This window comes from Ahniella affigens (genome assembly GCF_003015185.1).
In the GTDB taxonomy this organism is placed as follows: Bacteria; Pseudomonadota; Gammaproteobacteria; order Xanthomonadales; family Ahniellaceae; genus Ahniella; species Ahniella affigens.
Window position 1 is genome coordinate 2,584,568 of record NZ_CP027860.1, and the last position, 26,983, is coordinate 2,611,550.

Sequence of the window (26,983 nt, forward strand, 5' to 3'; positions counted from 1 at the left end):
TTCAGGCCGACTCATCACGCCGGATCGCCTTGAGATCCGGCGTCAGCGCCTCACGCTGATCAAACACAAAACAGCTGCCGACATAGTCCTGCTCGGCGTCCGGCTGCTGCATGAAGTAGTTCAGGATGCCACCCTGCAATTGATAGACCGGTAGCCCCAGCGTTTGCTTCATCCAGGCGCTGGTCTTCTCGCACCGAATGCCTCCGGTGCAGTACATCGCAATAGTCTTGCCTTCGGCCTGCCACGCGGGCAGGCGTTCCTGAATCCATTCCGAGAACTCGCGAAAGTTCGTCACACCAGGGTCCAGTGCGCCCACAAAGTGTCCGTACTCGAATTCGAAGTGATTGCGGTTGTCGATCACCACCACATCGTCGCGCCGAATCAAGCGCCGCCATTCGGCTGGCGGCACATCGATCCCGGTGTCGGCACCGTTTACCCCCACGATGCCAAGCGGCACGATTTCCGGCCGGATCCGCACCTTCATCCGCTGGAACGGTTGCGTGGCCGAATCCGTACGCTTGAATACCGTGCCCACAAACACGCCATTGCAAAAGCCCGGGTCCGTCAGCTTGGCCTCGAACGCATCCAAGGCTTCAGCCTGCCCGGCCAGCATGCCATTGATACCCTCGGCGGCGAGCAACACACTGCCCAGCAGCGCGTCGCACCAGGCCGAAAGCGTGGCCTGCAGTGACGGCAAGTCCTGCAATGGCGTGAATTTGTAGAAGGCGATGTGCTGGTACATGGCGAGAACCATTCCGAAAAAATGGCCCGAACGGGCTTCCGATAACCGCCTATTGTGACTGGTTTCTGGCCGGGATCAAAAATGTGCCAGGAGCAGCGCCACGACCGACCCCAAACTGCTACGCTTTTTGGATGACTATTCGATCCCCGTTTCCTGTGCTGTTGTGTTTGTGTGCCGGCTTGTCGGCGCCAATGATCACCCAAGCCACCACCGCCGATCTACCCGACACGGCTGAAGCCGGCAGTCTGGTCATCGGACGAACCGACGCCAATGCGGTGGTCCGGATCGGTGATCGTACGATCCGCGTCACCGACGATGGCACCTTCGTGTTCGGGGTCGGACCAGAGGCACCCGCCGAGGTCGTCGTGATGATCACCCGACCCGGAGCGACGGCCGAGCCTTACCGAATTAAGGTCCCGGCTCGCGATTACGCGATCGAGCGCGTCAACGGCCTACCCCAACAAACCGTGACGCCTGATCCAAAGACCGAAGCCCGAATCGCCGCTGAGCAGGCCCGAGTCACCAAGGCACGCGAGCGGGACGACGCCCGCACGAGTTGGCTCGGCGGCTTTGAGTGGCCCGCCAAAGGCCGCATCAGTGGCGTTTATGGCAGCCAACGCATTCTGAACGGCGTACCAAAGAATCCGCACTACGGTGTGGATCTGGCGGCCAAGTCGGGCACGCCGATCCGTGCGCCGCAGGCGGGTGTCGTCAGTTTTGCCGAGACCGGCTTGGTGCTGACCGGTGGAACCGTCATTGTCGATCATGGTCATGGCGTCTCCAGCGTATTCGTGCACATGAGCCGCCTCGATGTGAAAGTCGGCGACGCGATCGCGCAGGGTCAAGTGCTTGGCGCAGTCGGCATGACCGGTCGGGCAACTGGCCCGCACTTGCACTGGGGCATGAATTGGTTTGGCGTGCGCCTCGATCCGCAGTTGATTGCAGCCCCCATGGAGCCTTGAGTGCTGCGCGCCACGGATCTGCTCTACCAGGACGATCACCTGGTTCTGGTGAACAAGCCCGCGGGGCTCGTCGTGCATCGCAGCTGGATGGCCAGAGATGTCGATACCACATTGCTGGAAGAACTCGCCCCGTTGGTCCCAGGTCAGCTGATGCCGGTGCATCGATTGGATCGCGCGACCAGTGGCATCATGCTGCTGGCTCGGCATTCACAAGCTGCGAGTCTGCTCGGCAAGCAATTGATGGCGCATGGTATGGACAAATGCTACCTCGCCGTTTGCCGCGGCTGGCCGCGCTCGCCGGGCGAGATTCTGTACGATCTCCCGGACGAGGATGGGAATCGCAAACAGGCCGCACTCACGTGCTATCACACGCTCGCGCAGGCCACGGTGCCAATCGCCGTCAACAAGTATCCGACTCAACGCTACGCCCTGGTGCAGGTTTGGCCCAAGACGGGCCGCTATCGGCAGATCCGTCGCCATTTCCACCATATCTCGCACCATTTGATCGGTGACACGAGCCATGGGCGAACCGAACACAATTACTTGTTCCGGGATCACTTCCAGTGCGAGCGGCTGTTGCTACACGCGCAGTCGCTCCGATTCAAGCACCCCGAATCCAACGCCGACCTGACGGTGGCGGCGCCATTGGATGCGACTTTCGAGCGGATCCTGGCGACCTTGTTTCCCGATCGCATCGCAATGCAGCCCGCACCCGTGCCGCAATCACAATGGCCGCGGTTGCGGCCTGACGACGCGCACACAGGCTAACTGTAATCATGATCTGCCAATCGCGCGGATAGCGTTCTCGCCGTGCAAGGCCAGGCACCGCGCGCGCGTTGCGCGTGCCTTGGTCAGGTTCGTTCGATACCCGGCTGACGCGCAGGACCGCCACCGACGTGCGGCGGGTTGTCAGGGCGACGCAATGCCGATACAAGGTCACAGCCCTTTCGCAAAAAGCCATGTCGGCATGGATCGTGACAGCCAAAAACTGAAAGCATTGATCCAGATGGTCGAGGACGTGTCCAGCGAACTCGAACTGACGCCTTTGCTCACGCGCCTCATCCAGAATGCCTGCGAACTGATTGGCGCGGACGATGGCACCGTTGGGCTATACGACCCCGACAAGAATGTGATCCGAACCGAAGCAGTCTATCGCATGCCCGCCCGCGAGCTTGGCGCTGAAATGGCTCCAGGCGTGGGGCTTGCCGGCAAGGTGCTGGCCACGCGTGAGCCGGTCTACGCGCGCTACGGCGATCTGGCCGATATCCCGCTGCCCGAACTGGCCGAGAATGAAGTCGTCGGAATGCCGGTATTCTGGCGCGAGCAAATGATCGGGTTCTTCGGCGTTGGCGCGCATGCCGGTCACAGCTTCAGCGAGCAGGACTTGACCATGCTGCTGCTGTTTGCGCGCCATGCCGGCATCGCCATCGAAAATGCCCGTCGTTACGCCGCCGAACGCCGCCGTGCGCAACGCTTTGCGCTGATCGCCCAAGTAGCGAGCATGGCGGCCAGCGCCGATACCGAGTTGAGCCTGCTGCAGCAAGTCGCCGACGCGATGCACGATATGCTCGGCTTTCCAAATATCGATATCCCCCTCGTTGATCCGGAGGATCGGAACATCCTGGTCATCCGGGTTCGGGGCGGCGACTACAAACATCGGATCAAGCACATCGATCGAATTCCGGTGTCTCGCGGCATCATGGGTGCGGCGATCACCGAGCAGCGCTCGCAATGTGTCAACGATGTCCGCGCGGACCCCCGCTACATCACGCCGCCTGGGGTCATCCCCCCGCAGGCCGAGTTGGCCGTGCCGATCCTGCTCCGCGGCGACGCGATCGGCGTCATCAATGTCGAATCCGAACAGCGCTTTGACGATCTCGACGTCGTCAGCCTGGAGATCATCGCCTCGGCACTTGCTGTCGGCCTCGAAAACAGTCGATTGTTTCGCGAGGCGCAGCAGGCCGCGATTACTGCAGAACGGGGACGCCTGGCGCGTGACTTGCATGACAACGTCACGCAGATTCTGTCGTCGATCAGCCTGATGGCGCAAAGCTTGCCTCTCGCCTGGAAGCGTGACGCGAGCGAAGGCGAACGGCGGTCGCTGCGTCTGCATGAACTGGCGCAGACCGGGTTTGCTGAACTCCGTGCATTGCTGAAAGAACTCTCCCCGAGTGACGTGCGCCCTGATATTTCGAAGAGCGGCCTCGCCTTTCTCGGGCTGGAGCGACTCAAGGACTTGGGCTTGCCAGCGGCCATCGAGCCTTTGCTGAAGCGAATGGCCCAAGACTCCCATCAGCTGCGCTTTGAATTCAGCGACTACGTGCCGCAATCGTTGGAGCATGAGGAAGCGCTCTATCGCATCTGTCAGGAAGCCGTATCGAACGTGCTGAAACATGCGGAGGCGGCGAGTATTGCCGTCTCCACGCGCGTTGGCCCTCAAATCGTGACCCTGCGGATCGTCGACGACGGCAAAGGCATCCAACAAACACGGCGCGATGGCCTGGGACTCGAGAGCATGCGAACCCGTATGAAGCACCTCGGCGGCGTCTTTCGCGCCATCGCGAATACCCCGCGCGGCACGATCATCGAGGTGGCGCTGCCTCGGCAGGACCGCGTTCTGGCACCGGGATAAGCCGCAATCCCGGTCCAGATCAATCGGGTCTTCGCACCTGTCTTTCGTCAGTGGTAAAACAGGCCGTCGCCACCGAGCATTGACCCATTCGGGAGAACGCATGAGTCCGGCATCCATTCGCATCATGTTGGTCGATGATCACGCGGTCGTCCGCGAGGGCATGCGGGCGCTGCTCGAAGCTTTTGAGGAAATGGCCGTCGTCGGCGAGGCCGCTAACGGCGACGAGGCCATTCAGGCCCTGCCGCGGATCAAGCCGGATCTGCTGCTCAGCGATCTGAAAATGCCGGGAATGCCGGCCGCCGACCTGATTCGCCGCGCCAAGGCCGCCCAGACGGGGCTCCGTGTTCTGGCGTTCACAAGCTTCGCCGAGGCGCAACATGTACGCAATCTGATGGAAGCCGGGGCCGATGGCTACCTGCTGAAAGATGCGAGCAAGGACGAGATACGGCGCGCCATCAATACGGTCGTGACTGGTGTCCGCTACTTGCATCCCGCAGCACAGCAGGCCATCGACGAAGCGGCCGGCAACGGCCCGCTCGGCAACCTCACCCAGCGTGAGCGCGATGTGCTGCGCGAGTTGGCCAAAGGCAAGTCAAACAAGGAAATCGGCCGCATTCTGGATCTGACCGAAGGCACGGTGAAGGGCTATGTCAGCGCCATCTTCGAAAAGATCGGCGTTAACGATCGCACCCAGGCGGCCTTGTTCGCGCACCGCAGTGGCATGGTGGTGAGTTGATCCCGGCGACGCTCGCTCGCTTATCGCAAAAGCGCGCGTAGCCACTGCGCTCGCGTGTTGCAGGCCGCACTTCCCGATGCGGCGAGTCGGCTGCTTGCATCAACAGCCCAACCCAGCCGTTTGAAGCGCTCTTAGGCTCATTGGCTCGCGCCAAGGTCGCTAGAGCCGGCCAGTGCCCGCTAGAGCCGGCCAGTGCTGGCTAAGCAGCCGGCTAAACGGCCGGCTAAACACCCGGCACGTCCGCCCCTTGTGGGTCAGGGGCAAGCCAGACTCGGGGTCAACTTGAGCCACGCCACGTTGTTTTGCTCCCAGCTGCCAATCGCGCCGTTGGTGAACACGAAATTGCTGCTAAATGTGCCTTGCGTGCTGCTGTTCAGCGTCCGGGAAGCGGTACCAACCTGCGTTCGGGTGGTCGCGACAACGTCGCAAGTCGGACAGAATCCACTTACCTGGAACAAATTCTTCTGCAGCGTGGTCGCATACGTGCCCTCACCAATCACCCAGCGCGGCAAACCATTGCTGTCATAGACGTAGATTGCCTCCGCCTCAAAGTTACCAGCGAAATTCAGAAAGTAGCTGCCCCAACCTGTTTGATCCGGGCGCAGCCAACCACCACCCACGGACAAATTGGCGTTCGCGCAGACTGGCGCACCGATCGGCACGAACGGTTCGCTGCCGTATTGTCCGTCCAAGAACCACGAGTACCTGAAGCTGCCAGTACCATCGAAAGTCAGCAGTACCTCGCCCACCTGCTGCGGATTGTCGCGGACGCCGTTCCACGTCGACCGATAAATCGGCGCGGTCCACGTGCTGTCCGCGGCACCCGCCGCGGCACCCTGCGCGGTGTACCAGATCGGGCGACCACTCGAGTCGAAGGTGTACCAGGCCAACGCCCACACGTCTGGTGTCCGGGCGAGAAACACACCGTGCCCGCTGCGGGCAGGATTGAAGTAGCCATTTGCCGCCGGCTGGGTCAGCACGCCCGCGAACTCCGTGCGCGCGTTGACACTCACCGCTGCCGCACTGGCGCCAACATTTACGGGCGTCACGAAGTATCGACCCGGCGTCAAGTCCGTGCCCTCTAACGCCACCACTTCATCACTTCCGGCCGTGATGGAGCGGAACGGTTGCTGATCGCGTGCTGGCGCCGTCGGAATACCAGGTCCTGGTCCCGCGTCGTCGACCTTGGACACATACAAGTCGATGTCGCCCCCAACGGCCGACGTTCGCAGAATCAGCGCACTGGCATTGGCCGGTACATCAATGATCATACGGTCCTGCGCCTGCCCGGGCTGAAGCGCCAGTGCCCTGCTGTCGTTGGCGATGGCCTTGAGCATCATGGGTGGCAAACGACTTGTGCCATCGCGCTTGAACAAAATCGGCATCAGCCCAAGGTTCGTTGGGCTCTCGCGCCTGCTTCCGAAAGCGATCATTGCCATTGCCGAAGTGTTTGGCCCGAATGCCGGCAGGTTCCAACTGATCTCTACGGGAACAAACTGACCGGCCGTCAACTTGCCCCGCAGACTCTGTGCGGAGAACTGCAAGTCGGCACCACCGTCGAGCGCGCCGTTATAGACACCCAGCACGGGCTGATCATTGGCGGCTCCGGAGTTGGCGCGATTTTGCACCATGATCCAATACTGCCTCCCGGCTTGGGTGAAATCACCCAGCAGCAAGCATTGCTCGCTGGCGCCAGCGGTGGTGCGACGGCACAGTTCCTCAGCCTGTTGGGGGCGGCCATCACCGTTCGAGTCGATCCCAATAAACAGATCGAGGTTCTGGCTGTTGTTCGAACCCGTTTCGACAAAGATGGCCGTCTTGGTGGCGTCCACGCCGGGTGCCGCGCTCGGCTTGCTCACTAGGCGAGTGAAGTTTTGCGTCGTAATGTCATAGGGATCACCGGGCGTCGCGTCGAGCCCCACATTGATCGGTGCGAGCTCAAATGGCTTCAACTCGGCATCCCGAATGACTACCTCGTCCACGGCGACACCGGGCAACAAGTTCACCGTGCCATCGCCCGAAGACGCCACGTTCTCGACGGTCGTCAACAGGTTGGTGAACTCAATCGGCGCGAACACCGAGATCGGCAGGTCCGTTGACGCGATTTGATTCGGATTGCTGGTACTGACGAAACTCACCACGCCCTCGATCCAACCTGCGCCGCCGGCCGGCGGCGTCACGGTGATGCTCACCGTGGCCGACTGTCCCTGTGCCAACGCCAGGCTGTTCGGCTGCACCGACACCGTCCCCACCGGGACCGTACCCTGCGCGATCCAGGTTCCGCCGACATTGGCGGTCAGCGTGCGCGTAAAGCTGCAACTTGGTACGCACAGCTGGCGATGCAGTGCGGGCAAATTCAAGGTGACCGGCTGACCGCCAATTGCCGGATTTGCAGCCGCAAACTCCGCGCCCGTGACTCGAAGGTGCAATCCGGCCTTGACGGCGCGGGGCAAGCTCAACGTGCCATTGCCGCCTTGATAGAACGGCGCATCGGTCTGGCCGTCGCTCAACTTGACGTTACGGACGGCGGTAGCAACCAAAGCCGAACTGACCTGATCGACGGTCCAAGTCGGATTCAAACCGATCAGCAACGCCGCCGCACCGGCGATGGCGGGTGCCGCCATCGACGTGCCCGAGAGGCTATCGATGCTGGTCGCATCGGGGATGTGGGGCGCCAAGATATCCGTACCGGGTGCAGCGAGATCCGGCTTTTGGACGCCGGAATACACACTGACCGGCCCAATGTTGCTCGAACTGCTCAACACACTGCCCTGGCCATCGGTTGACCAAACAACGCCATCGATCCGCGCCCGCACACTGCCGCTGGCTTGCCGCGCTGCGCGAACGGCGGCCTTCAGCGTATCGCCATTCGCGAAGCTCAGATGCACGGCCGGAAGGTAGTGCTGATCGGTCACCAGCGATCCACCTTCGGCCGATGTATTGGCCAGAACGTAACCCACCGCCCCGGATTGTCTGACGTTGAAGCCCTTCTCGACGCGGGCATAGGTGCCACGGTCGCAGATGACGATCTTGCCGGTAAATGTGCCGGCCGGGAACGGATTGCTTGCGCCTGTGGGCGCGACGCCTTGGCTGGTTCCGGTGCCGCAAAGCGCGTTGCCAAAGTCACCGGCGTAAACGACCTCAGAATCGGCAACACCACCGGTCACCGCCGAGCCGAACAACGTAAACGGCGTCGTGATGCCGGTGCCGTGGATGTCGGCCAAAGTGGTTCGGAATTGCGCGTTGCTGGTGACGTTCGCCGCGGCAATTACCCAGGGCGAATAAGCAGGCGACGCGACCGCCGACGGCTCGTCCACACTATGATTGCCGGCTGCGACGACGGCAACAATGCCCGCGTTTCGCAGATTCAGAAATGCCTGCGCGTCGGCATCGTTTGGCGACCAGGGCGTCTCCGAACTGAATCCGCCGATGCTGTAATTGACTACATCGACGCCATCTGCCACGGCCTGATTGATGGCAGCGACGGTCGCCCCACCAGGGCAGACACCATTGCCTTCCGCATTGGCGATGCAGGCCTTATAAGCAATCAGATTGGCGCGCGGCGCGGTGCCGGTGATCGACATCGCGATGGAAAATCCATCACCATTCAAGCTGAAGTCAATCGAATTGCCAATCGCTATGCCGGCGACGTGAGTGCCATGCCCCACCAAGTCCTTGCCCGCATTGGCACCGGTCGCGTTGTTCTCATTGACGAAGTCATAGAGGCCGATGACTTTATCGCTGCATCGGGCCTCCCCCACGTTGTTACAAATTCCGTAGCGCTGTCCACGTGGATTGCTGTGGTTGTAGCCGTCAGGCGAGACATCTGCGAACGCGGGGTGACTGGTATTGAGGCCAGAGTCGATCACACCGACCACAACGCCTTCGCCGCGGCTGCTCCGGAAGTAATCCGGCACGGTACCGTTCCACACTTGATCGGCGCCAACGTAGCGCGCGCCAATCCCCGATTGCAGGTAACGAATCTGCTCCGGCGCGACACTCAACACACCGGGCAAGCGCGCAATCTGCATTGCCTCATCCGCCGACAAGACCATGGCCATGCCATTGCCAACCAAATCCCACTGGGCGGTGACTGCGGGTTTGCGACCGAGACTCGCGGCAATCCGATCGACAGCCTGCTGTTGTCGGCCAGCGAGGTAGCTTCGATAGGCGCGGACTGCGCTCGACGTCGCATCCAGCTTGCGCGCACCAGTCACTTGAATCGAAGTCGGACGCAGCACCGAGGCCTTTTGCTGATCTTCAATCTGGTGTCGGTCCGTAAATGCGGCTGCGGCCGGTTCAGTCAGTGTGATCAGGTACACCCGTTGGTTGCTGACAATCGGCGCATCGGGACCGGCCGCATCGGCGCACAAACCAACGCTACCGACACCCAACATCAGACAAGCACGGGCCAACGGTTTCAGCAGACTCAGAGACCGGGCGACTGGCTGGCGATCCAACGGCGCAATTCGACGCATGAGGCGATGTCCTTCACAATACTTCGACAGACGGAGCTGTCAGAGGCTCCAATCATGGCAAAAACCGTGGCGGGTGCGCGAGCCACGGTGGTCACGGTTTGGATGCACGCTTGAATCTGATCAGGAACAGTCAGAGACGACCCGCGGGTCTGATCGTCCAGAAAGGACGGATTCAGACCCGCCGGATCGCCACAACACTGATCTCAGCGGCCGAAAACCAGACTGAGACTGACCGTGGTACCTGGCGTATTGAACCCACGTGCCAATTCGTAGTTCTGATCAAAGAGATTCTCAACGCGGGCTCGAAGCCATAGATCATTCCTGAGCGCGTAGCCGGCACTCAGGTGCACCAGCCCAAAGCCAGGCAGATCACCACCAAACTCCGCCCGCTGACTGACGAGTTCGCCCTCGGCACCGACGCGCCAACGTTCGTTGATGTCGTAATCAGCCGTCAGATTCAGCTTTCGCGGCGCGCGTCGAAGCAGGTCGGCGCCAGTATCGCGATTCTCCGGATTTTGCACCGTGATATTGCCAGCCCAATGCCAGGCGCCTTGCTGCAAGTGGTAGCGAAGCTCAGCGCCCTCAATGCGGGCTCGCGCAATATTGATCGCCTGAAAATTCTCACCTTGGAACGCGATCAGATCATCGACCAGGTTCTGGTAAAGGTTGAGCCCCAAGTCCTGGTTCGCGGCGATCTGCCACCGCACGGAAAGCTCCAGAGCCTGCGATTGTTCCGGGTCCAGGTCCGGGTTGCCGGCGAACAGGCCACCGAAACCAGGCGAGAACTGCTCGGACAACGTCGGGCTGCGAAACCCTTCGCCATATTGCGCCCGAAGTTGCCAGTCGGCATCGATTTGCCAAGCCCACGCGGCTTGCACCGTTTCGGCACTGCCAAACCGCGAGTTGTCGTCAAATCGTCCGGTCAACTCAAAGGAATGCGCACCAATGTCGCCAAGCCAGCCCAGATACGCTGCCTGATGGTGCCGATGTTCGCGATAAACATCCGAGCCACCAAACGTTTCCACTTCACCACCGCGCTCCTGATTCCAATTGACGCCGAACGCCAGGTCGTTGCCGTCGTTCAGCCTGTAGCGGTGATTCCAGTCGAGGGTTTCGCGACTCGATTCGTAGCGGCTGAAATAAGCAGGCGTGTCGACTTCATCGCGGTTGTGACCCAGGCTGAGCCGGTGCGACCAGCGCTCCGACCATGCGCCCTGCAACGACAGCGCCGTGTTCAGATTGCTGAAATCAGAACGCCCCTGATCAAATTCGACATCGGCATCTGATGACAGGCCGTGCAACGCCAAGGTTTGACCGAACACTTCGGTCTCGGCCGCAAGGCTGACATGGGTGTTGTTGAACGCGTCGTCATCAGGATTAAACCCGAAGCCGTTCGGATTGCTGGCCGAGAACCCGCCCGAATGCTGCCGACCTGCGGTAACGCTGATTAGCCCGCGCTCGCCGCGCAGACTGTAAGCGGCAAATGCATCGCGCTGATCCTTTGAACCAACGCGGATCCCAACGAGCCCCTGCTCTGGCTTACGGAGAAAAAACTGCACGACGCCGCCGATGGCATCCGAGCCCCAATTGGCAGCGCGCGGGCCATACACAATCTCGACCCGCTCAATCAGGTCCGTCGGCAACTGCGAGAAGTCGTAGAAGCCGGTGTTGGCCGATGACACGCGCACACCATCAATCAGAACCAGCGCGTGGTTCGAATTGCCACCGCGGAGAAACAACGTCGTCAGGCTCCCGCGACCACCGGTACGCGAGAACTCCACGCCGGCTTCCAGGCGCAGCAATTCGAGCACGTCAGCGGTCTGCCTCGCATCGATTCGGGCGCGATCGATCACGACCACGGTGGCGCGCGTGGCATCAACGGTTTCGGCGAGGCCAGTGGCCGTCACCACGACTTGCTCGCCGCGCGATTCGGTCGGTACGGCGTGCGCGTGAAACGCGAGACCCATGGCGGCAGCCAGGGCACTCTGTTGAAAAGGGTTTTTCATGGACAACTCCGGAATAACGCGCACCCGCGTGAAACACGCAGACGAACGAAGACCGAAGCGAGGACGCGAAGGACCGCACATCGCCCTCGCCCACCGCGGGGTTTCATGAGCAAGGCCCTGGCTGGACACGCGACAAGCGCCAGACGCCTAGACCAAGCCGGTCTCCGGGCTCGCAGCGCATGATCGCTCATGCCCTCATTCACCTTCCCGCTTACGCAGTGGTTTGAAGCCTTGGCGCGATGAAGTCTTGCGCGTGCCTCGCGAATGAGTTGTTCTGCTTACCGTTGCGGGGGCAGCGTTGGCTTTGCACCAACTTCCCGTTTCATTCTGAATGACGTGGCCAATCAGAACACTTGGTCCAGGCATCATAGACAAAGCACCGAGCCAACTCAAATCACGTTTTGACGAACAACGGCGATTTACTCGACCAAACGAATTTCAGGCAACAAAAAAGGCCGCCGAAGCGACCTTTGTTGCGACCAGCAGAAGCTGGCTTCGCTCAGCGCTGACGCGCCTTGAAGCGAGGATTCGATTTGCAGATCACAAAGACTTTGCCGCGGCGACGGACAATCTTGCAATCGCGGTGACGGGCCTTGGCCGATTTGAGGGAAGACAGGACTTTCATGGTTTAGGCTCGAGCTGAAGATGGAAAGCGCGCGACTATAGCGAGCCGATCCTGAACATGCAAGTCTTTCCTGCAATTCAGTTTTTTGCCGCCGGACCCGATGTTACGGCGCGGCGGCGACAACCAACCCAGCTCGCAATCACCAACGCGAGACCGCTGACTCGCTGGCATTCGAGTCATTTCCTGAACAAGACGCTTCTTCTAGTCCTCAACCAGCCAGTTGACCTGGTGCTGGCTGAACCGACCTTGAGCAAGATGTTGGGCCAGCACAGGCAGAATTTCGGCCAGGGTCCGATCCAGCTTGAACGGCGCGTTCAAGATCGCGATGCCGCAACCATTCAAACGGAGTGCCGAGTTGTCCGGATGCAGCAAGAGCTCAACGTTCAATACTTTCCGAAAGCCCGATTCGCGCAGGAACCGATGAAAGCGTTGAATCGGTGCGCGCAGTTTGATCGGGTACCAGATCGCGAACACGCCCGTCGGCCATTTGGCCTGCGCTTTGCTCAGAGCCTGTTCGATAATCCGGAATTCGTCCTCCTGCGCCTCGAACGGCGGATCAATCAACACCAGACCGCGCTTTTCCTTGGGCGGCAGCAATGCATTCAGCGCATCGTAGCCGTCCCGGGCATGCACGCTTACCCGCTGATCGGTGCGAAACAAGCGCTTCAGCTCCATCAGTTCCTCGTCCTGGAGCTCGCACAACGTCAAGCGATCCTGATCCCGCAGCAGCAGGCGACTGATCTGCGGGCTGCCCGGATAAACCTGCATGCCGCTACTCTGGGTCTGCTGGGAGCGCACCAAGTTCAGATACGCATGGATGAGCGTGGGTAATCGTTCGACCCCTAACAGCCGTCCGATCCCCTCCCGGTACTCGCCTGTCTTCTGGGCTTCCGCTTGGCTCAGGTCATACCGCCCGGCACCGGCATGGGTGTCAATCACATGAAAGGCCGTCTGTTTTTGCTTGAGCGACTCGATCAACGCCACCAGCACCGCGTGTTTGACCACGTCGGCAAAATTCCCTGCATGATAGGCGTGGCGGTAATTCATCCTGCGTTCCCGTCGTTGATTGGTTCGTTCTGAGCTCGGTCTGGCACCGGTATGGGCCACACCACAAATGTCGAATCGGCAGCAAAGCATCCAGCCTTGCGGCCCAAGGCGCGGCCTTGAGCGTCCGATTCTGACGCACAACCAAGGCGAGAACGCCAACCGTTTGCTGGCGCACCACCGAATCGTTTGCCGTTAGGCATCGAACTCCCTGCACTGTCGCCCGAGTATCTGAAGCCCGGCCTGGAACCGCAAGACCAGATCATGACGTTTTGTCCCGGGACAATCCTGGAACTGGTCCAAGGTTTCGAGTGTGCGTGACGCCAAAACCGGGCTGGGTCGTCGAAATGAACGCCCGCGCCGCCTGGTTCTCAGGCCGCCTGCTGCGTCAGGACGTCGATAAACCGATCGAACAGGCCTTCCACATCCTTCGGACCCGGGCTGGCTTCCGGATGCCCTTGGAAGCTAAACGCCGGCGCGTCGGTCAGCGCGATACCCTGCAGCGATCCGTCAAAAAGCGAGCGATGCGTCGCCCGCACGTTAGCGGGCAGGCTCGCCTCGTCCACGGCAAACCCGTGGTTCTGGCTCGAAATCATGACTTTGCGCGTGTCCAGATCCACGACCGGGTGATTCGCGCCGTGGTGGCCGAATTTCATCTTCATGGTCTTGGCGCCCGCGGCGAGACCAAGGAGCTGGTGACCCAGGCAAATCCCAAACACGGGCAGCTTTTCAGCCAGGAACGTCTTGATGGCGGCAATCGCGTAATCGCAAGGCTCCGGATCGCCGGGACCATTCGACAAGAACACGCCATCTGGCTTCAGCGCCAACACGTCGGCAGCCGTGGTCTGGGCCGGCACGACGGTCAGGCGGCAGCCACGATCGGCCAGCAGGCGCAGAATATTGGCCTTGACCCCAAAGTCGTACGCGACAACATGAAACCGCGCGTCGGTTTGACGGAACGCGCACTGGTCGAGCTCGTAGCTCCCTTCGTGCCACGCCCGCTGATCCTGCCGCGATACGACTTTTGCTAGATCCATCCCCTTCAAGCCCGGGAACGCCTGCGCCTTGGCAATGGCCGCAGCCTCATCCAACGCTGCCGGTCCAGCGACCAAGCAACCATTCTGGGCGCCTTTTTCGCGCAGGATGCGGGTCAACTTACGAGTATCCAGATCCGCAATCGCCGGCACGCCCTGCTCGCGCAGATAGTCCCCGAGGCTTTGGGTGGCGCGCCATTGGCGGGCGCCCTGGGTCGCGGCGCGGACAATGAGTCCGGCGGCGTGAATCCGATTCCCTTCGGCCTCACTGTCGACCGGGTTGATACCCGTGTTGCCGATATGGGGGTAAGTCAGCGTAACGAGCTGCTGGCTGTAACTCGGATCAGTCAGGATCTCTTGATAGCCGGTCATCGCCGTGTTGAAGACCACTTCGCCAACCCGCTCGGTTTCTGCACCAAACGACTGACCTCGAAACACCGTACCGTCGGCCAGAGCCAGCAGCGCGGGCACGCGCTTCGGAAAAATCGTAGGCATGTTCGATCCTTGTCCAGTTGACCCGGACAAGTCCATTTGGTTGGGAGCTCAGCGATTTTAGCGCTCTTGGGGCAATTGCCGCAATGCAATAGCGCATCTGGCCATAACGGATCGAACGTGCATTCTGGGCTCCTGGCTGCCGCCCCAAGCTGGCCGTAACGGGCAGCCGCAGCGCGCCAGGCATTACACTGCGCCGTTCTTCAACCTGGAAACACCATGCCGCAACCGTTTCAGCCACCTGAAGCGCGCCTGACCGAATCCGAGGCCCCCAAGCGACGCTGGATTCAGCTGGGGATCGGTTTCGGATTACCGATCCTCCTCATGGCGGCCATCGTGGTAGCGTCTTTCATCAGCTTCCAAGTGACCTACCCAAAAGAAATTCCGTTGTTTCTGCCGGAGATCTGGTTGTTCTGGTTCTTGGGCTTGCCACCGCTCGTCAACCTTTGCCTGATCGGGTATTTCGCTTTTCGGCGCCAGCGCGATTTAGCGATCGGTGCCGCGTTTAGCAGTGGCGCCTTGCTGCTTTTTGAAATTCTCTTGATGCTTCGGCTTTCTGGCCTGCTCAGTGCGGGCGGCTCGTAATCGCAATCGCGTCGGGCTCTGATCGCGTCAACCAACCATCGCCACCGCGGCGCAGGCCCGATAAGCTCCTAGTCCCAACCCGTTGCCAGCCACCATGACCGACCCCTACGAGCCGCCTCAGGCCGACGTCAATGACACCGGCAAGCCACCGTTCTCAGTCCCGAAGTTTCTGCTGGGGCTGGTCATTCCGTTCGTGCTGCTCGGCATCAGTTACGTCGCCTTCGCGGTCATCATCGCCATGATGTACGACAAGGTCGGCAGCGGGGTCGGCGATGCGCTCGCCATTATCGCGCTGGCCACACCGCCGCTGCTCTTGGTGGCACTCGAGATCTATTTCATCGTCAAGAAGTACCGAGAGCTGGCCTTGGGCGTCGCGTTTTCCGTCGGCACCATCTTGCTGCTGGTCGCGGCCTGCTTCGGGCTGGTCTTTGTCGGCTCGACGTTCTAACCAGCGCTACCCGTGCCAGGCCGCATCAAAGATGGCGCGCGTGGCGGACACATCCAGCGGGATCGGATTGCCTCCCGCCGACGGGTCTTGCACGGCCATTTCGGCAACCTGTGCCGCCGCTGTTGCATCGAGTCCCAAGTCGCGCAGCGTATGCGGCACGCCAACGGTTTCACGTAGCGTCAGGACAAACTTCAGAAAGCCATCGAAACTGGCCTCGGCAAGTTCCAGGTATGCCGCCAAGCGCGCGATCCGCGGCGCAATGGCATCGCGATTGAACTGCAGCACATAGGGCATCAACGTGGCATTCGTCATCCCGTGATGCGTATCGAATAGTGCACCGATCGGATGCGCGAGGGCATGCATGCCGCCGAGACCCTTCTGGAATGCCGTAGCACCCATCGCCGCAGCGGCCATCATGAACGCGCGCGCTTCAAGATCCTGCGGGTCCTTCATGACCCGTGGCAGCGCCTGGGCCACCAGTCGCATGCCTTCGACCGCGATGCCATCGGCCATCGGATGAAACCCGGGTGCGCAGTACGCTTCCAAACAATGTGATAGCGCATCCATGCCCGTCCCGGCGGTGATCTTTGGCGGCATCCCCACGGTCAGCTCCGGGTCGCAGATCACGACCTTCGGCATCATCTTCGGGTGAAAGATGATCTTCTTGGTGTGTGTCGCCTCGTCCGTCAACACGCCTGCCCGGCCAACTTCGGAGCCAGTGCCCGCGGTGGTCGGCACGGCAATGACGGGCGCAATGCCGTCTGGATTCGCGCGCGTCCACCAGTCACCAATGTCTTCGTAGTCCCATACCGGCCGCGTCTGACCACTCATGAACGCAATCAGCTTGCCCATGTCGAGGCCACTACCACCGCCAAACGCGACCACACCATCGTGCCCACCCTGGCGATAGGCAGCTAGTCCAGCCTCCAAGTTGGCGCCGATTGGATTCGGTTTCAAATCGGCGAACAGTGCCGCCGGCATGCCGGCATCCTGCAGCGACTGCAGGGCCGCAAGCGTCATCGGGGCGCGAGCAAGGCCCGCATCAGTGACCAACAAGGGTTGCTTGATGCCATGAATGCGGCACTGCTCGGCGAGCTCTTTGATGCGGCCCGCGCCAAAGCGCACTGCCGTGGGGTAGTTCCAGTTCGAAGTCGGGCTCATGGCGGTCTCGTCAGAAGGCAATTCGGTGCAGCAGGCAAACAGGTTCGGGGCACATCACACGCGATGGCGCAAATGAAACGACTTCGGCCGGGTCAGGTGTTCATAGCCAATCCGCGACAAGGTCGCGCCATGGCCCGTATCCTTGACGCCCGTCCAAGCCAGCGCCGGATCCAGATAGTCGCAACGGTTCATGAACACCGTTCCCGTCTCAATCAGATCGCCAATCCGCTCGGCCCGCTCCAGATCAGACGTCCAGATCGATGCCGTCAAGCCATAGTCGCTGTCGTTCATCAACCGCACCGCCTCATCGTCATCCGTCACGGACATGATGCCGACAACCGGCCCGAAGTTCTCCTCGCGCATCAGCGACATCTCGTGATTGACCGCGATGCACACCTGCGGCGCGAGATATGCACTGCCCACAACGTCGGCGGCAAACCGTTTCGGATCAATCAGTGCCCGCGCGCCTTGCGCGATCGCCTGCTTGACTTCGTCGCGCACAAAGTTTGCCGCGCGTGCATGCACCATTGGCCCAAGCGTGGTTGCCTGATCCAACGGCGAGCCGAGTACATAGTCGTAGGTCATGGCCTCGAACCGCTCAACAAACTGCTGATAAAGCGGTGCTGCGACGTAGATTCGCTCAATCCCGCAGCAACTCTGGCCCGAATTGAAAAAGCTCCCGTCAACCAGATTGGCGACGGCATACTCGAGATCGGCATCCGCACACACGTACGCTGGGTCTTTGCCGCCAAGTTCCAGGCCCACGCCCAGAAACTGTTCCGCAGCCAATTGTGCGATGGTGCGACCACCTGCGACCGACCCCGTGAAGTTGACCTGGTGCACTTGGCCGGATCGAACAATGGCTGCCGCCTGATCGTGATCGACGAGCAGGTTCCGGAACAGGCCGGCCGGGAGGCCCGCTCGGTCCAGTGCCATCTGAAACCGCTCGCCCACCAATAGGGTTTGCGTCGCGTGTTTCAGCAACACTGCATTCCCAGCCATCAATGCCGGAATCACGGCGTTCACCGCCGTCAAGTAAGGATAGTTCCAAGGTGCGATGACAAACACCACACCCAGCGGCTCGCGCCTGATGTAGCGGCGAAATCCATCGATCGGGTCTGGCAGCACGGGCGCCAGCGCGGATTCGGCCATCGCAATCATTTGCCGGGCGCGATCGGCAAAACCGCGCAATTCGCCTGCGCCGTAGCGCACGGGCCGACCCATCTGCCACGCGAGCTCGGTGACAATGTCGTCCTGCATGGCGAGCATGGCGTCGACAGCCTTCAGGCACACTGCCGCGCGCTCGGCGATTGGCACCGACCGCCATAACTGCTGCGCCTGCCGCGCGGCTTGCAGCGCTAACGCTACGCTCGCGGTAGACGCGTATTCGCGCTCGGCGTAGACAGAACCATCGACAGGCGACACGATTTTGGCGGTGTGACTCATAGGCAACTCTTCAGGGCAGCAATCAGGACAGTTCGTTCAACAGCCAAAGCATCGGGTCAATAGCGCTCAAAGCCGCGCTTCAGTTCCCAGTCGGTGACGCGGCGGTCGTACTCGAACTGTTCCCATTCGGCGGTGTGGTGATAGTGCTCAACCACTTCGTCGCCGAGTGCTTGCCGCAACATGCTGGACCCGGCCAGAGCATCCGCTGCCGCGCGCAAAGTCTTTGGCACCTCCGGCAGACTGGCACCATAGTAGGCATCGCCCTCAAAAGGCGCTGGCAGTTCGAGTTGTTCATCGATCCCGGCAAGGCCCGCGGCGATCAATCCGGTGTAGGCCAGATACGGGTTCAAGTCGGCGCCACCGATTCGGCATTCGATCCGAATGCCTTTACTGCCCTCGGCGCACAGCCGAAATCCGGCCGTGCGGTTGTCGCGGCTCCAAACCGCCCGAGTCGGCGCAAACGTCCCGACCTGGAAACGCTTGTACGAGTTGATGTACGGCGCCAGAAACCAGGTGATGTCACGGGCATACTTGATCTGCCCAGCGACCCAAGACCGCATCAGTGCAGACATGCCGTATGGCGCATTGGGGTCAAAGAATTTCGAGGTCTTGCCCTCCAGGTCCCACAGCGAATTGTGGATATGACTGCTGGATCCCGCCAAGTCGTAGCGCCACTTCGCCATGAACGTAATCGCCTTGCCCTGCAGCATCGCGATTTCCTTGCAGGCATTCTTCAGGATCGCATGCCGATCTGCCATCGTCAGCGCATCGCAGTAGCGGATATTGATCTCCTCCTGTCCCGGCCCCCACTCGCCTTTCGAGTTTTCGACCGGGATCCCGGCGGCCTGCAATCCCTTGCGCATCGCGCGCATGACGCCTTCCTCGCGCGTGGTCTGCAGGATGTTGTAGTCCTCGATGTAGTGCCCGGCGGTCTTGGGGTTCGCGTAGTGTCCCTCGCGGATCGACTCGTAGCTCTCATCAAACAGATAAAACTCGAGCTCCGACGCGAACATGCCCAGGAATCCACGCTCGGTCAGCCGTGCGATCTGGCGCTTCAACATCGCGCGCGGACTGTGCGGCAAATCGGCATGGGTGTGGTGATCCAGCACATCGCAAAGCACTAACGCGGTGCCTTCCAGCCAGGGCGTCAAGCGCAGCGTCGACAAGTCCGGCTTCAGCACGAAATCGCCGTAGCCTTTGCTCCAACTCGCCGCCTGGTAACCCGGCACCGGCTCCATATCGATATCGTCAGCCAGCAAGTAATTGCAGCAATGCGTTTCTTCATACGCGCTGTCGACAAAATACTCTGCCTGAAACCGCTTGCCGACCAGCCGCCCTTGCATATCGACCATGCACGCCAACACCGTGTCGATCGTCCCTGCCGCTACTGCCTGCTTCAATGCCTCGAAGCTCAACGCTGCTGCCATTGCCCTCTCCTGGTCTGCCTGATCTCGGATTCCCGTTGCGGCGCGCGCCCCGCCTGATGCAGAACGCGCGCCCGAGCACTACGTCATGTCTAGTGTTGGCGACGCACGATCAATGCGCCGACGCGTTCTTGTCGAGCGCGAATTCCTCTTCCGGCGACAGGATCAGCTTGTGCCGACCCACAAACAGGAAGTACAGAATGCACAGCACAAACCACACCGCGACGTACACCACACCTTGGCGGTAGGCCGCGTCACCAGTGACTTGCACATACAGCGTGACGACCGAAATGATCATCGTCAGTGCCGCGCCTAGAATCCCGAACGGGCTCTTGTACGGACGCGTCATGTTGGGCCGCTTGACTCGCAACAGGATGAACGACAGCGCCTGCATGAAATACGAAAACATCGCGCCAAACACGGCCATGTTGAGCAACACGCCACCAATGATCTTGCCGCCATTTTCGGCGCCCAGGCCAAACCACAGCGCAAACATTACCGCCAACGCGACCAAGCTGCCGCCAACCATCGCCACATGCGGGGTTTTGCGCGTGCCATGGGTGACCGACAAACCGGACGGGAAGTAGCCCGCTCGGCTCAGGGAGTAAATCTGCCGACCCTTCGCGAAAATGATCGTATGGAAGCTCGCAACCAAACCGAGTACAGCGACCAACGCCAGCACGGCGGCCACATTGGAGCCCTCCCCCAGCAGCGCGCGCAAGCCATCCAGCAGTGGCTCGGCCGACGTACCGAGTTTGAATGATCCAACGCCCGCGACCGAGGCATTCAACCACAGAATCATGAACGCCGAGATGATCAGTGTGAACATGCCAGCCAGAATCCCCTTCGGCATATCACGCTTCGGATCGACCGACTCCTCAGCCGCCAGCGGCAGCTGCTCGATCGCTAGGAACAGCCACACCGCAAACGGCAGACCGGCGAGCACGCCCGCAATGCCGTTGGGCAGAAACGGCCCATTACCTTCTGGCAATTCCACGCCGCCTGGGCCAACGTTCATCGCCCAGCGGTTGAAGTCGAGGTGCCCAACCGACAGGATCCAGAACGCGACCAGACACGCCAGCGCGAGCAATGTCACCACGAGCCCAACGCGGAACGACAATTCGACCCCGACGATATTGAGCCCGACAAACAGGATGTAAAATCCGATCCACCAGAGCGGCTGCATCTCGGGTGCGGTCCCGACAATGCTGCCCATGTAGCTGCCAATGAAGAACACGATGACGGCAGGCGTCAGCACGTATTCAACATTTTCAGACAGGCCCGTCAGGAATCCACCCCAAGGCCCCATCGCGGTACGCGCGAAGGAGTAGGCGCCGCCCGTGTGCGGCAACGCCGGGGATAGTTCGGCCAGGCAGAACGTCAATCCGAGATACATCACCGAGATGATGACCGTCGCCACAAACATGCTGCCCCAGCCATTGGCCAGGCCAAAATTCCAGCCTGAGAAATGCCCGGAGATGACCGCCCCGACGCCTAGCGCCCAGAGCGACCACACCCCGGCGTATCGGCGCAAGCCACGTTTTTCGAAATAGCTCTGATCAACTTTGGTGTAGGTAACGCCCGCTGCTTCCGACATGCGATCCCCCGGCTAGTGATTAACGGTATCTATGGAAAGGCGCCGCGCGGGTAACGCGGCGTTGCTGAAAAATCCATCCAGTGCCACTCTGAAATCATGTGCGAGCCGACCGGCCCATTGCATCTGCCCGATCCGACTCTCGATCTGATCGTTCCGAACTTCGATCATCGCCCCCGGCAATCCGCGCTGCTCGGCATGGCGTTCAATGCTGTGGTACACCCGTTGCGCTGGCGTGTACGGCTGGTTGTCACCCACGGACAGTGATTCGTCCCGTGCCAGTGCGTGCAGAATTCGGTCCGACAGCCGCCGGTCTTCGCGACTGATCACTCCAATCTGCCACGGTCGGGGAACGCCCAGATACACAGGCGTAAAGGAGTGAATCGAAATGACCGCCGTTGGCAGACCTTGACCCAGACGCTCGTCGATCAACGCGTCAATCTCGGCATGAAACGGTCGATAGAGCCAGTCGGCGCGATGCTGCCGCTCAGCGTCAGGCAAATCTCGATTGCCCGGAACCGCAATGTTCTCGCTCTCGGTGACGATCGAATCCGGCGCACTGGGATCGCGATTCAAGTCCAACAGCAGGCGCGAATGTGTGGCAAATACCAACGGCGCATCCAGGAGTGCCGACAGTTGCTCAGAAAGCCCCAGAGCGCCGATGTCCCATGCGATGTGCCGCTGCAGATCAGCCATCGACACGCCAAGCCGCTCGTAATTGAGCGGGATGAAATTGCTCGCATGCTCGCAGATCAGCACCACGGGCCCCTTGCCGTCGCGATTCAGGATCGCGACCGCCGCGGCGGCATTGGCACGTGCGTCTCCCAGCATGATCAGCGAGCCTCTTCACGACTGTAATGATCGTTACAAAACCAAGTCCATTGCAGACTTCGGAAAGATATCGTACAAATGTCCCACGCTGTCAACTGTTTTGTCACAGGTCCTCTACAAATCCGCCTGAGACCTTCGTTCAGACAGCACGGTGGGCAACAACTGGAAGGCAGCAGGCGACACATGACGCAGACCGTGGTGGACCAGCTTCGCGAAAGCCTCGGCAGTTTTCCGATGACCGAGCGCCGGGTCGCGCATCGACTATTGGCCGACTACCCCATGGCTGGCCTCCAAAGCGCGACCGATCTTGCCAAACAGGTCGGCGTCAGCACCCCGACCGTACTGCGCATGGTGGCGCGACTAGGCTTCGAATCCTATGTCGAATTCCAGAAGCGCTTGCGTGGCGAGCTCACGGCGCAATTAAGCTCGCCATTGCAAAAGTCAGCGCTCAGCGAACGCGACACCGAGCCCACTGAACCCAGCAACCCCTATCAAGCAATGGCCGCAGCAATCGCGCGCAATATCGAAGAAACGTTCGCGAATTTGGCCACGCATGAGTTCGACGCCGTCGTCAAGTTGCTCGGCAACCGCAAGAACCGTGTCCACCTGATCGGTGGCCGATTTACCGATGCCCTTGCCCGCTACCTGTCGGTACAGATGCGCATCATCCGTCCGGATGTGGCGCATCTGCAGGATCAGGAATCGAACTGGCAGGATCAATTGCTCGACATGGATCAGCATGATGTGTTGCTGATTTTCGACATTCGCCGCTACCAGGCGTCACTGCTTCGTCTCGCTGAGCTCGCGTCGGCGCGGCAGGTGCGGGTGCTGCTGATTACCGACCAATGGCTATCGCCCATTTCAAAGCATGCAAAACACGTCTTGCCAGCACGCGTGGTGGTGCCATCGGTCTGGGACTCGTCGGCAGCACTGATGGCGGTCTGCGAGGCACTGCTGGCCGCGATCACGCGTGAGCACTGGGACTTTGCACAAAAGCGCATGCGCGGGTTGGAGCAGCTGCGTGGCCGATAGGCAAGCGCTCAATGGATGCTGCAAGGAATCGCTTGGCCGGACGTCAATCTCAATCACAATTAACCCTTCCCCGCGATCGCGGCGGAGGAAGAATTGCTCCCTCTCCCACGCGAGTGGGAGAGGGCCGGGGAGAGGGCTACTTGCGGCAGTGCATCGGATTCTGAAACTCGCATGTCCGCCATTCACTTGGATACAGACAACGCAAATCACTGCACCTGCGAACCAATGGATTTTCTAACCCAGCACATCTTCCATTCGATACTGCCCAGGCGGCTGGCCGATGATCCAACTTGCCGCGCGCAATGCCCCGCGCGCAAACAGATCGCGCGTACCGGCGCTGTGGCTCAGGCTCAAGCGCTCACCGGGCATCGCAAACAATACGGTGTGTTCGCCCACGATATCGCCACCACGCAGACTCGCAAAGCCGATCTCGCCCTCGCGACGCGCTCTCGGCGCGGACGATCGATCGTTGACCGAGACGGTTTCGAGCACCACGTCGCGGCCTTCTGCCACCGACCGCCCCAGATGCAAAGCCGTGCCAGACGGCGCGTCCTGCTTGTGACGATGATGCGCCTCGACAATTTCGACATCGACACTCGGACCCAGAGCACGACTGGCTTCACGTACGAGTCGACTCAGCAACGCCACGCCGAGACTGAAGTTGGCGGCCCAGAGCACGGGAATGGTTTGCGCTGCGTGCGCGAGTTCGGCCTGCTGAAGCGCATTCAAGCCCGTGGTGCCACTGACAAATGCAGCCCGACGGTAACGGGCCAGTTCGAGCGCGGCGCTGAAACTCTCGCCATGGGAAAAATCCACCAGCACGTCGCAGCCAACATCGGGATCGAACGCATCCGAAAACTCGACTGCGCCCTGAAAACCGTGGATCTGGCTGCTGACCAGCTCGCCCACCAACGCCGAACCTGGCCGCACCAATGCGGCACTCAACTGCAGCGTGCTTTCCGGCAGCAGGCGCATGATGCTTTGGCCCATACGGCCGGCGGCACCATGCAGCACCAGCTGGCGGCCAGAGTTCATGCGGACAATCCCTTCGCCAGTCGATCAAACCCTTGCAGCTGCACGAGCAACTCGCGCATTTGTCCGAGCGGCCACGCGTTCGGACCGTCCGAAAGCGCCTGTTCCGGATCCGGATGGGTTTCCATGAACAAGCCCGACACGCCCACCGCCACGGCGGCACGCGCCAGCGCCGGCACAAACTCGCGCTGGCCACCCGACTTGTCGCCCTGCCCGCCCGGCAATTGCACCGAGTGCGTGGCGTCAAATACCACCGGGCAACCGGTGTCTTTCATGACCACGAGCGACCGCATGTCGGACACCAGGTTGTTGTAACCAAAACTCACGCCGCGCTCGCAGACCATGATCTGCTGATTGCCGGTGGACTTGGCCTTTTCCGCAACATGGCGCATGTCCCACGGCGCCAGAAACTGGCCCTTCTTGATATTGACCGGCTTGCCGACTGAACACACATTCAAAATGAAATCGGTCTGACGGCACAGGAACGCCGGCGTTTGCAGCACATCCACCACCGATGCGACTTCCTGCATCGGTGTGTATTCGTGCACATCCGTCAAAACCGGCACGTTGATTTGGCGTTTGACTTCGGCCAGCACCTGCAAACCCGCTTCCAGGCCAGGGCCACGAAAGCTCTTACCCGAAGACCGGTTGGCCTTGTCGAAGCTGGACTTGTAGATGAACGGAATGCCGAGCGCTGCCGTCATCTCCTTTAGCTGCCCGGCGGTATCGATCGCGAGCTGCAGAGACTCGATGACGCACGGCCCAGCAATCAGGAAAAAGGGTTGTTCCGGTCCAACTTCGAAACCACAAAGGTGCATGCCAATTCCTCAGGCGACGAGCTGACGGACATTGCTGCCGCGCTGCTTCTGTTCAAGGGCCGCTTTGACAAATCCTTTGAACAGCGGGTGCGATTGCCGCGGGGTCGACATGAATTCAGGGTGCGCCTGACACGCGACGAACCACGGGTGATCCTTGAGCTCGATCATCTCCACCAACATGTCGTCGATCGACTTGCCGCAGATCACGAGGCCATGGTCTTCCAATTGCTGGCGATAGCGGTTGTTGAACTCGAAGCGATGCCGGTGACGCTCGATGATCACATCCTTGCCATAGAGCTCGCGCGCCAGCGTACCGTGCTTCAGGCGGCATTCCTGTGCGCCGAGGCGCATGGTGCCGCCCTTGTCGGACTGCTCATCGCGACGCACGACGTCGCCGCCCGCCGTCGTCCACTCCGTGATCAGCGCGATCACCGGATGCGGGCTTTGCTTGTCGTTTTCGGTGCTGTTGGCGCCTGCCAATCCGCAGACATTGCGCGCGAATTCGACGGTGGCCGCATGCATGCCATAGCAAATGCCGAAGTACGGCACCTTGCGCGTCCGCGCAAAACCCGCCGCCTGAATCTTGCCCTCAAAGCCGCGCTGGCCAAAGCCGCCCGGTACCAGAATCGCGTCGTAGCCTTCCAGAATCTTGGTGCCATCCGACTCGATCGCCTCCGATTCCAGCCAATGCAGGTTGACCTTGACCCGGTTGTGAATGCCGCCGTGCACCAAGGCCTCGCCCAACGACTTGTAGGCGTCCTTGTGCTCGACGTACTTGCCGACAATCGCGATATCTACGGTATCAGTCGGCTTTTCGACCGAATCGACGACGCGCTGCCAATCGCTCAAGTCGCATTCCTTGGCATTGAGCTTCAGTTGTTTGATGACCAGATTGTCGAGACCCTGCTCGTGCAACCAGATCGGGATCCGATAGATGCTCGGCAAATCGATCGCCGAAATCACCGCATCAGTAGGCACATTGGTGAACATCGCAATTTTGCGGCGTTCGGCATCCGGCAATTCGTCCTCGCAGCGGCACAGCAGAATATCGGCTTGAATACCGATATTGCGCAGTTCCTTGACCGAGTGTTGGGTCGGCTTGGTCTTGATCTCGCCGGCGGCCTTGATGAAGGGCACCAGGGTCAAGTGCATGAACAGGGTGTTCTCGATGCCATATTCGATGCGAAGCTGCCGAATTGCCTCCAGAAACGGCTGCGATTCGATGTCGCCGACCGTCCCGCCGATTTCGACCAGCGCCACGTCGAAGCCATCCGTCGCTTCTTTGACGCGGGCCTTGATCTCGTCCGTGATATGCGGAATCACCTGGACGGTGGCACCGAGGTAATCACCCCGGCGTTCCTTGCGGATCACCGATTCGTAGATCTTGCCGGTGGTAATGGCATTCGCGGCCGACAAGTGCGTCGACACAAAACGTTCGTAGTGGCCAAGATCGAGATCGGTCTCGGCGCCGTCATCGAGAACGTAAACTTCGCCGTGCTGAAACGGGCTCATCGTGCCCGGGTCGACGTTGATGTAGGGATCAAGCTTCATCATGGTCACTTTGAGACCACGAGCTTCGAGAATGGCGCCCAACGACGCCGATGCAATGCCCTTGCCAAGCGAGGACACCACACCGCCTGTGACGAAGATGAGGGGGGTCATGACAAATCCGGAGCAGGTAAAAGGGAATTGTAGTGGCGAAGCCTGAACACGAGTAGACAGCCGTCACGGTTTGCCCGCACATTCGCCCGAGTTTCCGGCGTAAGTCATTGTTTCGTCGCGACCCAATGCGGCGTCCCTTCAGGACGCGGTAGTTCTTACGCATGGTCTCCCCAGGGCGTTGCCCTGGGCTGGTATGCGT

Annotated in this window: 21 protein-coding genes and 1 riboswitch; of the genes, 7 read left to right on the top strand and 14 right to left on the bottom strand. The window is 60.6% G+C overall.

Annotated features, from left to right (window positions below; translation table 11 throughout):
- Position 1 precedes the first annotated feature (1 nt).
- Positions 2-742 carry an oxygen-dependent tRNA uridine(34) hydroxylase TrhO gene (gene trhO / locus C7S18_RS09935; RefSeq protein WP_206208009.1) on the bottom strand — a complete coding sequence of 247 codons (741 nt, stop codon included), beginning with the start codon at positions 740-742 and terminating at the stop codon, positions 2-4.
- Between the two features lie 131 nt (positions 743-873).
- Between trhO and C7S18_RS09940 the strand changes: the two genes are divergently transcribed.
- The 4 genes from C7S18_RS09940 to C7S18_RS09955 all read left to right on the top strand — a co-directional run bounded on the left by C7S18_RS09940 (position 874) and on the right by C7S18_RS09955 (position 5,072).
- On the top strand, positions 874-1,704 hold the full coding sequence (locus C7S18_RS09940) for a M23 family metallopeptidase (RefSeq protein WP_106891417.1): 831 nt from the start codon (positions 874-876) through the stop codon (positions 1,702-1,704).
- Positions 1,705-2,472, top strand: a complete 768-nt coding sequence (locus tag C7S18_RS09945; RefSeq protein WP_106893991.1) for a pseudouridine synthase — start codon at positions 1,705-1,707, stop codon at positions 2,470-2,472. It begins immediately after the preceding gene.
- A 199-nt stretch (positions 2,473-2,671) separates the two neighbouring features.
- Entirely contained in the window at positions 2,672-4,336 is a 1,665-nt protein-coding gene (locus C7S18_RS09950) for a GAF domain-containing protein (protein ID WP_170113206.1), read from the top strand.
- Positions 4,337-4,436: 100 nt separating this feature from the next.
- Positions 4,437-5,072 carry a response regulator gene (locus C7S18_RS09955; RefSeq protein WP_106891419.1) on the top strand — a complete coding sequence of 212 codons (636 nt, stop codon included), beginning with the start codon at positions 4,437-4,439 and terminating at the stop codon, positions 5,070-5,072.
- Positions 5,073-5,326: 254 nt separating this feature from the next.
- Here the strand turns inward: C7S18_RS09955 and C7S18_RS09960 are convergent, their stop codons facing one another.
- From C7S18_RS09960 to carA, 5 genes are all read right to left on the bottom strand, one after another.
- Positions 5,327-9,550, bottom strand: coding sequence for a S8 family serine peptidase (locus C7S18_RS09960; RefSeq protein ID WP_106891420.1), 4,224 nt, complete (start codon positions 9,548-9,550; stop codon positions 5,327-5,329).
- 203 nt (positions 9,551-9,753) lie between these two features.
- Entirely contained in the window at positions 9,754-11,556 is a 1,803-nt protein-coding gene (locus tag C7S18_RS09965; RefSeq protein ID WP_170113207.1) for a TonB-dependent receptor plug domain-containing protein, read from the bottom strand.
- Between the two features lie 138 nt (positions 11,557-11,694).
- Positions 11,695-11,928: riboswitch (cobalamin riboswitch) on the bottom strand.
- A gap of 127 nt (positions 11,929-12,055) precedes the next feature.
- A complete protein-coding gene (gene ykgO / locus C7S18_RS09970) occupies positions 12,056-12,181 on the bottom strand; it encodes a type B 50S ribosomal protein L36 (RefSeq protein WP_081127876.1) in 126 nt (41 codons plus the stop codon).
- 201 nt (positions 12,182-12,382) lie between these two features.
- On the bottom strand, positions 12,383-13,228 hold the full coding sequence (locus tag C7S18_RS09975) for a 23S rRNA (adenine(2030)-N(6))-methyltransferase RlmJ (RefSeq protein WP_106891422.1): 846 nt from the start codon (positions 13,226-13,228) through the stop codon (positions 12,383-12,385).
- 368 nt (positions 13,229-13,596) lie between these two features.
- Positions 13,597-14,754, bottom strand: a complete 1,158-nt coding sequence (carA, locus tag C7S18_RS09980; RefSeq protein WP_106891423.1) for a glutamine-hydrolyzing carbamoyl-phosphate synthase small subunit — start codon at positions 14,752-14,754, stop codon at positions 13,597-13,599.
- 216 nt (positions 14,755-14,970) lie between these two features.
- Here carA and C7S18_RS09985 point away from each other — a divergent pair, with 216 nt between their 5' ends.
- Together C7S18_RS09985 and C7S18_RS09990 are read left to right on the top strand one after the other, a co-directional pair.
- Positions 14,971-15,336: a hypothetical protein gene (locus C7S18_RS09985; RefSeq protein WP_106891424.1), complete on the top strand. Its 366-nt coding sequence runs from the start codon at positions 14,971-14,973 to the stop codon at positions 15,334-15,336.
- 94 nt (positions 15,337-15,430) lie between these two features.
- Entirely contained in the window at positions 15,431-15,784 is a 354-nt protein-coding gene (locus C7S18_RS09990; protein ID WP_106891425.1) for a hypothetical protein, read from the top strand.
- Between the two features lie 6 nt (positions 15,785-15,790).
- Here C7S18_RS09990 and C7S18_RS09995 read toward each other — a convergent pair whose 3' ends face one another.
- From C7S18_RS09995 to C7S18_RS10015, 5 genes are all read right to left on the bottom strand, one after another.
- Positions 15,791-16,945 (bottom strand): iron-containing alcohol dehydrogenase, encoded by a 1,155-nt coding sequence (locus tag C7S18_RS09995; RefSeq protein ID WP_106891426.1) that lies wholly within the window; start codon positions 16,943-16,945, stop codon positions 15,791-15,793.
- A gap of 54 nt (positions 16,946-16,999) precedes the next feature.
- Complete coding sequence (locus tag C7S18_RS10000; protein ID WP_106891427.1) at positions 17,000-18,391, bottom strand: aldehyde dehydrogenase family protein; 1,392 nt, start codon at positions 18,389-18,391, stop codon at positions 17,000-17,002.
- Between the two features lie 56 nt (positions 18,392-18,447).
- On the bottom strand, positions 18,448-19,818 hold the full coding sequence (locus tag C7S18_RS10005; RefSeq protein WP_106891428.1) for a glutamine synthetase family protein: 1,371 nt from the start codon (positions 19,816-19,818) through the stop codon (positions 18,448-18,450).
- 109 nt (positions 19,819-19,927) lie between these two features.
- The gene (locus tag C7S18_RS10010) at positions 19,928-21,412 is read right to left on the bottom strand and encodes an amino acid permease (protein WP_106891429.1); all 1,485 of its coding nucleotides are present in this window, start codon (positions 21,410-21,412) and stop codon (positions 19,928-19,930) included.
- A 12-nt stretch (positions 21,413-21,424) separates the two neighbouring features.
- Positions 21,425-22,240 (bottom strand): N-formylglutamate amidohydrolase, encoded by an 816-nt coding sequence (locus C7S18_RS10015; RefSeq protein ID WP_106891430.1) that lies wholly within the window; start codon positions 22,238-22,240, stop codon positions 21,425-21,427.
- A 183-nt stretch (positions 22,241-22,423) separates the two neighbouring features.
- Between C7S18_RS10015 and C7S18_RS10020 the strand changes: the two genes are divergently transcribed.
- Positions 22,424-23,272, top strand: a complete 849-nt coding sequence (locus C7S18_RS10020; RefSeq protein WP_106891431.1) for a MurR/RpiR family transcriptional regulator — start codon at positions 22,424-22,426, stop codon at positions 23,270-23,272.
- 234 nt (positions 23,273-23,506) lie between these two features.
- On the opposite strand, the gene dapB is transcribed toward C7S18_RS10020, so the two are convergent.
- Genes dapB through pyrG form a run of 3 tightly spaced genes read right to left on the bottom strand, consistent with a single transcriptional unit; the run spans position 23,507 to position 26,784 of the window.
- Positions 23,507-24,307, bottom strand: coding sequence for a 4-hydroxy-tetrahydrodipicolinate reductase (gene dapB / locus C7S18_RS10025; RefSeq protein ID WP_106891432.1), 801 nt, complete (start codon positions 24,305-24,307; stop codon positions 23,507-23,509).
- Entirely contained in the window at positions 24,304-25,122 is an 819-nt protein-coding gene (gene kdsA / locus C7S18_RS10030; RefSeq protein ID WP_106891433.1) for a 3-deoxy-8-phosphooctulonate synthase, read from the bottom strand. The genes dapB and kdsA overlap by 4 nt, the downstream gene beginning before the upstream one ends.
- A gap of 9 nt (positions 25,123-25,131) precedes the next feature.
- Positions 25,132-26,784 carry a CTP synthase gene (gene pyrG, locus C7S18_RS10035; RefSeq protein ID WP_106891434.1) on the bottom strand — a complete coding sequence of 551 codons (1,653 nt, stop codon included), beginning with the start codon at positions 26,782-26,784 and terminating at the stop codon, positions 25,132-25,134.
- Positions 26,785-26,983 lie beyond the last annotated feature (199 nt).